This is a genomic window from Serratia sp. Z4 (genome assembly GCF_009900725.1).
In the GTDB taxonomy this organism is placed as follows: Bacteria; Pseudomonadota; Gammaproteobacteria; order Enterobacterales; family Enterobacteriaceae; genus Serratia; species Serratia nematodiphila.
The window spans coordinates 248,266-260,140 of record NZ_JAAABD010000003.1; the positions used below are offsets into that span (position 1 = coordinate 248,266).

An 11,875-nucleotide genomic window follows, 5' to 3' on the forward strand; every position below is an offset into this window, starting at 1 on the left:
AAAACAAAAAACGGCAGTTTGGGTAGACAAGCCAGGCACTCATCATTAAAATGCGCCCAATTTGCCAAAAATTGGCCTCGCGGACGGTTTTTGCATTGATTTAGATCGCGATATCTGAATTAATATGCAAATATTGTGATTGATTATTCCTTGGAGGGTGTTTTGATAAAGTCAGCGCTATTGGTTCTGGAAGACGGAACCCAATTCCACGGTCGGGCCATCGGGGCAGAGGGAACGGCAGTGGGGGAAGTGGTCTTCAATACGTCGATGACCGGTTATCAAGAAATCCTCACTGATCCTTCCTATTCCCGCCAGATCGTTACTCTTACTTATCCTCATATCGGCAATGTCGGCACCAATGCTTCCGACGAAGAATCCTCCGCAGTACACGCCCAAGGCCTCGTCATTCGCGACCTCCCGCTGATCGCCAGCAACTACCGCAACGAAGAAAGCCTGTCCGACTACCTCAAGCGTCACAACATCGTGGCGATCGCCGATATCGATACCCGCAAATTGACCCGCCTGCTGCGCGAGAAGGGCGCCCAGAACGGCTGCATCATCGCCGCCGATTCGCCGGACGCCGCGCTGGCCCTGGCCAAGGCGCAAGGTTTCCCGGGGTTGAAGGGCATGGATCTGGCGAAAGAGGTCACCACCCAAGAGGCCTACAGCTGGCAGCAAGGCAGCTGGACGCTTGAAGGCGACCTGCCCGAAGCCAAAACCGCCGCGGAACTGCCGTTCCACGTGGTGGCTTACGACTACGGCGCCAAGCGCAACATCCTGCGCATGCTGGTGGATCGCGGCTGCCGCCTGACCGTGGTGCCGGCGCAGACCCCGGCCGACGAGGTGCTGAAAATGAATCCGGACGGCATCTTCCTGTCCAACGGCCCGGGCGATCCGGAGCCGTGCGACTACGCCATCACCGCCATCAAACAGTTCCTGGAAACCGACATTCCGGTGTTTGGCATCTGCCTGGGCCACCAGCTGCTGGCGCTGGCCAGCGGGGCGAAAACCATGAAGATGAAGCTCGGCCACCACGGCGGCAACCACCCGGTGAAGGATCTGGACAACAACACCGTGATGATCACCGCGCAGAACCACGGCTTTGCGGTAGATGAGAACAATCTGCCGGCGAACCTGCGTGTGACGCACAAATCGCTGTTCGACCACACGGTGCAGGGCATTCACCGCACCGACAAAGCGGCGTTCAGCTTCCAGGGCCACCCGGAAGCCAGCCCAGGCCCGCACGACGCCGCGCCGCTGTTCGATCACTTTATCGAACTGATTGAGACTTACCGTTCTAACGCCAAATAATCAGGAGCAGTAAAAAATGCCAAAACGTACAGACATAAAAAGCATCCTGATCCTCGGCGCTGGCCCGATCGTTATCGGCCAGGCGTGTGAGTTCGACTACTCGGGTGCCCAGGCGTGTAAAGCGCTGCGCGAGGAGGGTTACCGCGTCATTCTGGTCAACTCCAACCCGGCGACCATCATGACCGACCCGGAAATGGCCGATGCGACCTACATTGAGCCGATCCACTGGGAAGTGGTGCGCAAGATCATCGAAAAAGAGCGCCCGGATGCGGTGCTGCCGACCATGGGCGGCCAGACGGCGCTGAACTGCGCGCTGGAACTGGAGCGTCAGGGCGTGCTGGCCGAGTTCGGCGTTACCATGATCGGCGCCACCGCCGATGCGATTGACAAGGCCGAAGACCGTCGCCGTTTCGACGTGGCGATGAAGAAAATCGGTCTGGATACCGCGCGTTCCGGCATCGCGCACACCATGGAAGAAGCGCTGGCGGTGGCCGCTGACGTCGGCTTCCCGTGCATCATCCGTCCTTCCTTTACCATGGGCGGCACCGGCGGCGGCATCGCCTACAACCGCGAAGAGTTCGAAGAGATCTGCGAACGCGGTCTGGATCTGTCGCCGACCAACGAGCTGCTGATCGACGAATCGCTGATCGGTTGGAAAGAGTACGAGATGGAAGTGGTGCGTGATAAGAACGACAACTGCATCATCGTCTGCTCCATCGAAAACTTCGACGCCATGGGCATCCACACCGGCGACTCGATCACCGTCGCGCCGGCCCAGACCCTGACCGACAAGGAATACCAAATCATGCGCAACGCCTCGATGGCGGTGCTGCGTGAGATCGGCGTTGAAACCGGCGGCTCCAACGTGCAGTTCTCGGTCAACCCGAAAACCGGCCGCCTGATCGTTATCGAAATGAATCCGCGCGTGTCGCGCTCTTCGGCGCTGGCGTCGAAAGCCACCGGCTTCCCGATCGCCAAGATTGCCGCCAAGCTGGCGGTGGGCTACACCCTCGATGAGCTGATGAACGACATCACCGGCGGCCGCACCCCGGCGTCGTTCGAGCCGTCCATCGACTACGTCGTGACCAAGATCCCGCGCTTCAACTTCGAGAAGTTCGCCGGCGCCAACGATCGCCTGACTACCCAGATGAAGTCGGTCGGTGAAGTGATGGCCATCGGCCGCACCCAGCAGGAGTCGCTGCAGAAAGCGCTGCGCGGTCTGGAAGTGGGCGCCACCGGTTTCGACCCGAAAGTGAGCCTGGACGATCCGGAAGCGCTGACCAAAATCCGCCGCGAGCTGAAAGACGCCGGTTCCGACCGCATCTGGTACATCGCCGACGCCTTCCGCGCCGGTCTGTCGGTCGACGGCGTGTTCAACCTGACCAACGTCGACCGTTGGTTCCTGGTGCAGATTGAAGAGCTGGTGCGCCTGGAAGAGCAGGTGGCCGACGCGGGCATCAACGGCCTGAACCAAGAGTTCCTGCGCACCCTGAAGCGCAAAGGCTTCGCCGATGCGCGTCTGGCCAAGCTGGCCGGCGTCGCCGAGAGCGAAATTCGCAAGCTGCGCCACAGCTACGGCCTGCATCCGGTGTACAAGCGCGTGGATACCTGCGCGGCGGAATTCGCCACCGACACCGCCTACATGTACTCCACTTATGAAGAAGAGTGCGAGTCCAATCCGACCAACGACCGGCCGAAAGTGATGGTGCTGGGCGGCGGGCCGAACCGTATCGGCCAGGGCATCGAGTTTGACTACTGCTGCGTGCACGCTTCGCTGGCGCTGCGTGAAGACGGCTACGAGACCATCATGGTCAACTGTAACCCGGAAACCGTCTCCACCGACTACGACACCTCAGACCGCCTGTACTTTGAGCCGGTAACGCTGGAAGACGTGCTGGAAATCGTGCGCATAGAGAAGCCGAAGGGCGTAATCGTGCAGTATGGCGGCCAGACTCCGCTGAAGCTGGCACGCGAGCTGGAAGCCGCAGGCGTGCCGGTTATCGGCACCAGTCCGGACGCCATCGACCGCGCCGAAGACCGCGAGCGCTTCCAGCAGGCGGTCAACCGTCTGGGCCTGAAGCAACCGGCCAACGCCACCGTCACCGCCATCGAACAGGCGGTGGAGAAGGCGGCGGCCATCGGCTATCCGCTGGTGGTGCGTCCTTCCTACGTGCTGGGCGGCCGGGCGATGGAAATCGTTTACGACGAAACCGACCTGCGCCGCTACTTCCAGACCGCGGTCAGCGTGTCCAACGATGCGCCGGTGCTGCTGGATCGCTTCCTGGACGATGCGGTGGAAGTGGACGTCGATGCCATCTGCGACGGCGAGCGCGTGCTGATTGGCGGCATCATGGAGCACATCGAGCAGGCGGGCGTGCACTCCGGCGACTCCGCGTGTTCGCTGCCGGCGTACACCCTGAGCCAGGAAATTCAGGACGTGATGCGTCGTCAGGTGGAAAAACTGGCGTTCGAGCTGCAGGTGCGCGGCCTGATGAACGTGCAGTTCGCGGTGAAAGACAACGAAGTCTACCTGATTGAAGTCAACCCGCGCGCCGCGCGCACCGTGCCGTTCGTCTCCAAAGCCACCGGCGTGCCGCTGGCCAAAGTGGCCGCGCGCGTGATGGCGGGCAAAACGCTGGTCGAGCAGGGCGTGACCGAAGAGATCATCCCGCCGTACTATTCGGTGAAAGAAGTGGTGCTGCCGTTCAACAAATTCCCGGGCGTCGACCCGATTCTGGGGCCGGAAATGCGCTCTACCGGGGAAGTGATGGGCGTGGGCCGCACCTTCGCGGAAGCCTTCTCCAAAGCGATGCTGGGCAGCAACTCGGGCATGAAGAAGCAGGGCCGCGCGCTGCTGTCGGTGCGCGAAGGCGATAAAGCCCGCGTGGTCGATTTGGCCGCCAGCCTGCTGAAGCAGGGCTTCGAGCTGGACGCCACCCACGGCACCGCGGTGGTGCTGGGCGAAGCGGGCATCAACCCGCGCCTGGTCAACAAGGTGCACGAAGGGCGTCCGCACATTCAGGATCGTATCAAGAACGGCGAGTACACTTACATCGTCAACACCACGGCAGGCCGTCAGGCGATTGAGGACTCCAAGCTGATTCGCCGCAGCGCACTGCAGTACAAGGTGCACTACGACACCACGCTGAACGGCGGCTTCGCCACCGCGATGGCGCTGAAAGCGGATCCGACCGAGCAGGTGACGTCGGTGCAGGAAATGCACGCGCGCATCGGCAAGTAACCGCGCGATAACGCAACGTAAGGGGCGCTGCAGATGCAGCGCCCTTTTTTATTCAGCGAATTTGTCGGCTGGCGTTAAAAATTTCCGCTATCAATCAGTGGGCAAACTGTCACTCTGTGTGATTGGTATATGCTTGGTGTATTGGCAAGGAACGAAGGAACGACGATAACAATGATTCTCATAATTTATGCTCACCCGTATCCCCGGCATTCGCATGCCAATCACCGCCTGCTGCAGGCGGTGAAGGATCTCCCCGAGGTGGAGGTGCGCTCGCTGTATGAGCTGTACCCCGATTTCAATATCGACATCAACGCCGAGCAGCGGGCGGTGGAGCGCGCCGACCTGGTGGTGCTGCAACATCCGATGCAGTGGTACAGCTTCCCGCCGTTGTTGAAGCTGTGGATCGACAAAGTGCTGGAGCACGGCTGGGCCTACGGCCACGACGGCAATGCGCTGGTGGGTAAAGACTGCCTGTGGGCGGTGACCAGCGGCGGTGACGAGCACCACTTCGAGCTGGGCGACTTCCCCAACTTCGCCGCGCTGGCGCAGCCGCTGCAGGCCACGGCGATCTATTGCGGCATGAACTGGCAGCCGTACTTCGCCGTGCACAACACCTTTACCTGCAACGAACCGGCGCTGATCGCCGCCGGCGAAGCCTACCGCCAGCGGTTGGTCGACTACCTGATGGAACATGCCGAAGCGGAAACCCGGGAGGCCAGCCATGGATAATCACCACATGATGATCGAGGGGCTGATCTATCTCGGTTCCGCCGCGCTGTTCGTGCCGATTGCGGTGCGCCTGGGGCTGGGTTCGGTGCTCGGTTACCTGATCGCCGGCTGCATTATCGGTCCCTGGGGGCTGAAGCTGGTGTCGGATGCCGAGTCTATCCTGACCTTCGCCGAGATCGGCGTGGTGCTGATGCTGTTTATCATCGGCCTGGAGCTGGATCCCAAACGGCTGTGGACGCTGCGCGCCTCGGTGTTCGGCGGCGGCAGCATTCAGATGGTGGGCTGCGGCCTGGCGCTGAGCGCCTTCTGCTACTTCCTCGGCCTCAACTGGAAGGTGGCGCTGCTGATTGGCCTGACGCTGGCGCTCTCATCCACCGCCATCGCCATGCAGGCGATGAGCGAACGCAATCTGACGCCGTCGCCGATCGGCCGCAGCGCGTTTGCGGTGCTGCTGTTCCAGGATATCGCGGCGATCCCGCTGGTGGCGATGATCCCGCTGCTGGCCAGCAGCGGCGCCACCACGACGCTGGGCGCTTTCGTACTGTCGGCGGCCAAAGTGGTGGGCGCGTTGACGATGGTGGTGCTGCTTGGCCGCTACGTCACCCGCCCGCTGCTGCACTTCGTCGCCCGTTCGGGCATGCGCGAGGTGTTCAGCGCCGTGGCGCTGTTCCTGGTGTTCGGCTTTGGCATCCTGCTGGAGATGGCCGGGTTATCGATGGCGATGGGGGCGTTCCTCGCCGGGGTGCTGCTGGCGAGCTCGGAATACCGCCACGCGCTGGAGAGCGATATTCAGCCGTTCAAGGGATTGCTGCTGGGGCTGTTTTTCATCGGCGTCGGCATGTCGATCGACTTCGGCACGCTGTTCCATCATCCGTTGCTGATCGCCTCGCTGCTGCTGGGCTTTATGTTGATCAAGGCGGCGTTGCTGTGGCTGATTGGGCCGCTGCTCGGCGTGCCGAAGCGCCAGCGCGGCCTGTTCGCCATTCTGCTGGGGCAGGGCAGTGAGTTCGCCTTCGTGATTTTCAGCGCCGCACAGCTGGCCGGCGTCTTGCCGGTTGAGTGGGCCAAGTCGCTGACGCTGGCGGTGGCGCTGTCGATGGCGGCCACCCCGCTGCTGTTGGTGATCGCCGCGCAGCTGGAGAAAAATGCGCCGAAAGAGGATCGCCCGGCTGACGTCATTGATGACGAGAATGCCAGCGTGATCATCGCCGGCTTCGGCCGTTTCGGCCAGATCGCCGGTCGTTTGTTATTGGCCAACGGCGTGCACACCGTGGTACTGGATCACGATCCGGACCATATCGAAACGCTGCGCAAATTCGATACCAAGGTGTTCTACGGCGACGCCACGCGCGCCGATCTGCTGGAGGCCGCCGGCGCCGCTCACGCCAAGGTGCTGATCAACGCCATCGACGACGTGGAAGACAGCCTGGCGTTAACCGAGCTGGCCAGGCAGCACTTCCCGCATCTTAAGGTGGTGGCGCGGGCGCGCGACGTCGATCATTGGTATCAGCTGCGGCAGCTGGGGGTGGAAAAACCGGAGCGCGAAACCTTCGAAAGCTCGCTGCGCGTCGGCCGTGAAACGCTGGAGTTGCTGGGGCTGGACGCCTATGAGGCGCGCGAGAAAGCGGACACGTTCCGTCGCTATAACCTGAAGATGCTGGAAGATACGCTGGATAATTACCAGGATACTGAATTCCGTATCGCCAGCCTGCAGCGGGCCAAGGAGATGCTCAGCGCGGCCATCGAGCAGGATCAGAATCGGCTGGCGCGGGTGCAGCAGACCGGCTGGCGCGGCAGTATCGACGGCAAGGCGCCGGAGGATGAAGTGGTGGAAGCCAAAGGATAAGGGGAGGGGCGCCGTGATGGCGCCCCTTTTTTTGCTTAGCTCAGCGCGACCTTGATGCCTAAGGCGATTAACATGCCGCCCAGCAATTTGTCGACGATCTTCTGCGTCTTTTCCAGCCCGCGGCGCACCGGCCCGCTCTGGATCAAAAATACCAGCAGCGGCCACCAGATGACCGACAGGCCGAGAATAATCCCCGCGTACCACAGCTTGTCACCCAGACCGGAATCGATCTGCAGCACCTGGGTGAAGACCGCCAGGAAGAACAGGGTGGCTTTCGGATTCAGCAGGTTGCACAGGTAGCCTTGCGCAAAGGCGCTCTTCAGGCTGACCTGCTGCTGCGGCAGATTGCTGACGTTCATTTTGCCGCCGCCGCGCGACAGCAGCGCCTGGATGCCGATCCACACCAGATAGACCGCCCCGGCGTATTTCAGCAGGTTGAACAGCCACGGCGTGGTGGTGATCACCACCGCCAGCCCGGCGACGCAGTAGGACATGTGGGTGGCGACGCCACAGATCACGCCGAAGGCGGTCATCATGGCGGCCAGCCGCGGGTAGCGGGCGGCGTTTTTGATCACCAGGAAAAAATCCGGGCCGGGGGAGAGCATGCCGAGGGCGGCAATGCCGGCGACGAACAACGAAGTTTCAAGCATGGGAGACGTCTCGCGCAAAAGGCAGCAATCTGGCGATAATAACGCCGCTTCCTCTGATGCGCATCAACCCAATGAGGTATTGTTAGGCTCTATGATAATAATTCATCTACCGCCCGCGACGGAGCACCATGCAGCAGACTACCGCCACAGACAGGCCGGAACCGCACCGGCAACAGCGTGAAATCACCCGACTGTGCATTCAATGCGCGTTGCTGCTGTTGCAGCACGGCGCCGAGAGCACGGTGGTGGAACAGTTATCAACTCGCCTGGGACTGGCGCTGGGCATGGACAGCGTGGAAAGCTCGATCTCCGCCAATGCGGTGGTATTGACCACTCTTAGCCATGGTGCCTGTCTGACCACCACCCGTAAGAACGTCGATCGCGGCATCAATATGCAGGTGGTGACCGAAGTGCAGCATATCGTGATCCTCGCCGAGCATCGCCTGGCGGATGCGCACGACGTGGCGCGCCGCTTTGAAAGGATCCGGCCGCTGCGCTACCCGCGCTGGCTGGTGGTATTGATGGTGGGGCTGTCCTGCGGGTGCTTCAGCATGCTCAACGGCGGTGGCGGCGACGCCTTCCTGGTGACCTTTATCGCCAGCGGCACGGCGATGTTGGTGCGCCAAATCCTCACCGCCCGCCAGATGAATCCGCTGATCAATTTCTGCCTGACGGCATTTGTCGCGACGTCGATCTCCGGACTGCTGCTGCGCCTGCCGGCGTTTAAAGACACCTCGAGCGTGGCGATGGCCGCCAGCGTGCTGCTGCTGGTGCCGGGCTTCCCGCTGATCAACGCGGTGGCCGACATGTTCAAGGGGCATGTGAATACCGGGCTGGCGCGCTGGGCGATGGCCAGCCTGCTGACGCTGGCGACCTGTATCGGGGTAGTGATGGCGATGTCGCTGTGGGATCTGCGGGGGTGGTCATGAATCTGCTGTGGGCCTTGTTGCAGGAGATGCTGTTGGCGGCGGTGCCGGCGCTGGGCTTCGCCATGGTGTTTAACGTGCCGCTGCGTGCGCTGCGCTATTGCGCATTGCTCGGGGCTATCGGGCGCGGTTCGCGCATGCTGATGATGCATGCCGGCATGAACATCGAGTGGGCCTCGCTGCTGGCGGCGATCCTGATCGGCATCATCGGCATTTACTGGTCGCGCTGGCTGCTGGCGCACCCGAAGGTGTTCACCGTGGCGGCGGTGATCCCGATGTTCCCCGGCATTTCCGCCTATACCGCGATGATAACTGTGGTGGAGATCTCGCATCTGGGCTACAGCGAGGCCTTGATGGAGACCATGATCACTAACTTCCTCAAGGCCAGTTTTATCGTCGGTGCCTTGTCGATCGGCCTGTCGTTACCGGGCCTGTGGCTGTACCGCAAACGCCCCGGCGTGTGAAATTTCCCGGCGGAAGAACGTTGGTTATTAGATATGCTGATAAGAGCTATCTTATATATTCATCTTGCTTGATTAGCCTATCGACGGCACTCAGGCCTTTACGTATAGTGTCACCAATTTTGCTGCCTACACAGGGTTAAACAATGATTATCAGCCTGATCGCTGCCTTGGCGGCGGATCGCGTTATTGGCATGGAAAACGCCATGCCGTGGCACCTGCCGGCGGACCTTGCGTGGTTTAAACGCAACACGTTGAATAAGCCGGTTATTATGGGCCGCAAGACCTTCGAGTCCATCGGCCGCCCGCTGCCGGGCCGCCACAATATCGTTTTGAGCAGCCGCCCGGGCAGCGAAGCCGGGGTGACCTGGGTAACCTCGCTGGATGAGGCGCTGGCCGCCGCGGGCGACGTGGAGGAAGTGATGGTGATCGGCGGTGGGCGCATCTATACCCAGTTGCTGCCGCGCGCCGACCGTCTGTACCTGACGCACATCGACGCCGAAGTCGGCGGCGATACCCACTTCCCGGATTACGAGCCGGACGAGTGGGAAACCACGTTCAGCGAGTTCCACGACGCCGACAATCTGAACTCGCACAGCTACTGTTTCGAAATCCTGCAGCGCCGCTGATCTCAGCGCGTTAGCCAGTTATCCCCGGGGGCGCAAGCAATTGCGCCCCCGGTCTTTTTACGCCGGTCATTCGTAACCTTTCCGTCACATTACCTGATTAGTATGAAGCCCAACTCCGAGCGCCACGGCAACTCTGGTGAATCTTGACCGCGGCGCCATAACTAAAAAGGTAACCACGTTATGACCAAGCAAATTGAGCAATTAGACGCCGACCGCCTGATCGATCCCACTCGCCGCAAGCTGTTGCTCGGCAGCGCCGGCGCCGTCGGCCTGGCCGGCTTTCTCGGCGGTGGCATCTGGTCGGTCTCCGCCGAGGCGTTGGCCGAGGATCTGCCACCGAACAGGCTGCTGGGCTTTCAGGGCATCGCCGCATCTATCGCCGACGAGGTGACCATCGCGCCGGGCTACCGCGCGGAGGTGCTGATCTCCTGGGGCGAGCCGCTGGTGGACGGCGCGCCGGCCTTCGATCCGCAGGGCAACAACAGCGCCGCCGATCAGGAAAAACAGTTTGGCGACAACAATGACGGCATGAGCTTCTTCCCTATTGATGACAATCACGGCGTGATGGCCATCAATAACGAATACGTCAACGAACAGTATCTGTTCGCCCACGGCGGCGCCAAAGCCACCAGCCTGGAAGAGGTGCGCAAATCGCAGGCGGCGCACGGCGTCTCCATTGTGGCGGTCAAGCGGGTTGGCGACGGCCAGCGCTGGGAGGTGGAGCGCCCGTCGCGCTATAACCGCCGCATCACCGCCAACAGCGAAATGCAGTTCAGCGGCCCGGCCGCCGGGCACTCGCTGCTGCAGACCGCCGCCGATCCGAGTGGCCGCAAGGTGTTGGGCACCTTCGGCAACTGCGCCAACGGCAAGACGCCGTGGGGCACCTATCTGACCTGCGAGGAAAACTTCGATACCTATTTCGGTACCCGTCAGGCCGATTATCGCACCACGCCAGAACAGAAGCGCTACACGCTGAAGGCCAGCGAACCGGAGCGCAACTGGCCGGACTATGACGAGCGTTTTGATGTGGCGAAGAATCCCAACGAATTCAACCGCCACGGCTGGATTGTCGAGATCGATCCGTTGAATCCGACCTCGACGCCCATCAAGCACACTGCGCTCGGCCGTTTCAAACATGAAAACGCGGCGGTGACCGTGGCCAAAGACGGCCGTCTGGTGGTGTATATGGGCGACGACGAGCGCGGCGAACATATCTATAAGTACGTCTCCAAAGGCGTGGTCGACGCCGCCAATCCGGCCAACAATCGCACGCTGTTGGACGAGGGGACGCTATACGTGGCGCAGTTCGACGGCGATGAAGCCGGCACACCGCTGAAGGGCAAAGGGCGCTGGATTGCGCTTGAGTTCGGCAAGAACGGCCTGACGCCGGAGAACGGTTTCCGCGATGAGGCCGAAGTGCTGATCTTCGCCCGCAAGGCGGCGCAGCAGGTCGGCGCCACCAAAATGGATCGCCCGGAGTGGATCGCGGTGAACCCGCATGACGGCCGCGCGTACTGTACGCTGACCAACAACAGCAAGCGCGGTGAGGAAGGGATGCCGCTGAACGCCGCCAACCCGCGGCCTAACAATATCTATGGCCAAATCATTCGCTGGGACGAGGGCGGCGACGCCACCGCCGACGTCTTCGCCTGGGACATCTATGCGCTGTGCGGCAACCCGATCGCCCACCCCGAAGGCGTCAACCGCGGCACGCCGAACATCACGGCGGAAAATACCTTCAACAGCCCGGACGGGCTGGGCTTCGATCGCGCCGGCCGCCTGTGGATCCTCACCGACGGCAAGTACAGCAACAAGGGCGATTATGTCGGGCAGGGCAACAACCAGATGCTGGTGGGCGATCCGGTCAGCGGTGAGATCCGCCGTTTCATGGTGGGGCCGAAGTCCTGCGAACTGACCGGCATCACTTTCACCCCGGACTACAAGACGATGTTCGTCAACGTGCAGCATCCGGGAGAAGAGGGCGATTCGCACTTCCCGAACAACAGCCCGCGCCCGCGTTCATCGGTATTGATGATCACGCGTGAAGATGGCGGGGTGATTGGGGCGTAAGGCGATAATATA

9 protein-coding genes are annotated in these 11,875 nt (G+C 61.5%); 8 read left to right on the plus strand and 1 reads right to left on the minus strand.

Features of this window, described 5'->3' with window-relative positions; genetic code table 11:
* The first annotated feature begins 162 nt into the window (after positions 1-162).
* From carA to kefC, 4 genes are all read left to right on the plus strand, one after another.
* A complete protein-coding gene (gene carA, locus GT753_RS15135; RefSeq protein WP_004932920.1) occupies positions 163-1,311 on the plus strand; it encodes a glutamine-hydrolyzing carbamoyl-phosphate synthase small subunit in 1,149 nt (382 codons plus the stop codon).
* 16 nt (positions 1,312-1,327) lie between these two features.
* Entirely contained in the window at positions 1,328-4,552 is a 3,225-nt protein-coding gene (gene carB, locus GT753_RS15140) for a carbamoyl-phosphate synthase large subunit (RefSeq protein ID WP_049187986.1), read from the plus strand.
* Between the two features lie 171 nt (positions 4,553-4,723).
* Positions 4,724-5,281, plus strand: coding sequence for a glutathione-regulated potassium-efflux system oxidoreductase KefF (gene kefF, locus GT753_RS15145; RefSeq protein WP_160125732.1), 558 nt, complete (start codon positions 4,724-4,726; stop codon positions 5,279-5,281).
* Positions 5,274-7,127, plus strand: a complete 1,854-nt coding sequence (gene kefC, locus GT753_RS15150) for a glutathione-regulated potassium-efflux system protein KefC (protein ID WP_033651689.1) — start codon at positions 5,274-5,276, stop codon at positions 7,125-7,127. The genes kefF and kefC overlap by 8 nt, the downstream gene beginning before the upstream one ends.
* A gap of 35 nt (positions 7,128-7,162) precedes the next feature.
* On the opposite strand, the gene GT753_RS15155 is transcribed toward kefC, so the two are convergent.
* Positions 7,163-7,777 carry a LysE family translocator gene (locus GT753_RS15155; RefSeq protein ID WP_015376619.1) on the minus strand — a complete coding sequence of 205 codons (615 nt, stop codon included), beginning with the start codon at positions 7,775-7,777 and terminating at the stop codon, positions 7,163-7,165.
* 128 nt (positions 7,778-7,905) lie between these two features.
* Between GT753_RS15155 and GT753_RS15160 the strand changes: the two genes are divergently transcribed.
* The 4 genes from GT753_RS15160 to GT753_RS15175 all read left to right on the plus strand — a co-directional run bounded on the left by GT753_RS15160 (position 7,906) and on the right by GT753_RS15175 (position 11,863).
* On the plus strand, positions 7,906-8,706 hold the full coding sequence (locus GT753_RS15160; RefSeq protein WP_015376620.1) for a threonine/serine exporter ThrE family protein: 801 nt from the start codon (positions 7,906-7,908) through the stop codon (positions 8,704-8,706).
* Positions 8,703-9,167, plus strand: coding sequence for a threonine/serine exporter (locus GT753_RS15165; protein ID WP_015376621.1), 465 nt, complete (start codon positions 8,703-8,705; stop codon positions 9,165-9,167). Before GT753_RS15160 ends, GT753_RS15165 begins: the two co-directional genes overlap by 4 nt.
* Before the next feature lie 143 nt (positions 9,168-9,310).
* Positions 9,311-9,793 (plus strand): type 3 dihydrofolate reductase, encoded by a 483-nt coding sequence (gene folA, locus GT753_RS15170; protein ID WP_016929122.1) that lies wholly within the window; start codon positions 9,311-9,313, stop codon positions 9,791-9,793.
* Positions 9,794-9,973: 180 nt separating this feature from the next.
* Positions 9,974-11,863 carry a PhoX family phosphatase gene (locus GT753_RS15175; RefSeq protein WP_088381233.1) on the plus strand — a complete coding sequence of 630 codons (1,890 nt, stop codon included), beginning with the start codon at positions 9,974-9,976 and terminating at the stop codon, positions 11,861-11,863.
* Positions 11,864-11,875: the final 12 nt, after the last annotated feature.

Coding starts and splice junctions, on each gene's coding strand:
- carB (WP_049187986.1), top strand. CDS start 1,328: ATGCCAAAACGTACAGACATAAAAAGCATCCTGATCCTCGGCGCTGGC.
- kefF (WP_160125732.1), top strand. CDS start 4,724: ATGATTCTCATAATTTATGCTCACCCGTATCCCCGGCATTCGCATGCC.
- kefC (WP_033651689.1), top strand. CDS start 5,274: ATGGATAATCACCACATGATGATCGAGGGGCTGATCTATCTCGGTTCC.
- GT753_RS15155 (WP_015376619.1), bottom strand. CDS start 7,777: ATGCTTGAAACTTCGTTGTTCGTCGCCGGCATTGCCGCCCTCGGCATG.
- GT753_RS15160 (WP_015376620.1), top strand. CDS start 7,906: ATGCAGCAGACTACCGCCACAGACAGGCCGGAACCGCACCGGCAACAG.
- GT753_RS15165 (WP_015376621.1), top strand. CDS start 8,703: ATGAATCTGCTGTGGGCCTTGTTGCAGGAGATGCTGTTGGCGGCGGTG.
- folA (WP_016929122.1), top strand. CDS start 9,311: ATGATTATCAGCCTGATCGCTGCCTTGGCGGCGGATCGCGTTATTGGC.
- GT753_RS15175 (WP_088381233.1), top strand. CDS start 9,974: ATGACCAAGCAAATTGAGCAATTAGACGCCGACCGCCTGATCGATCCC.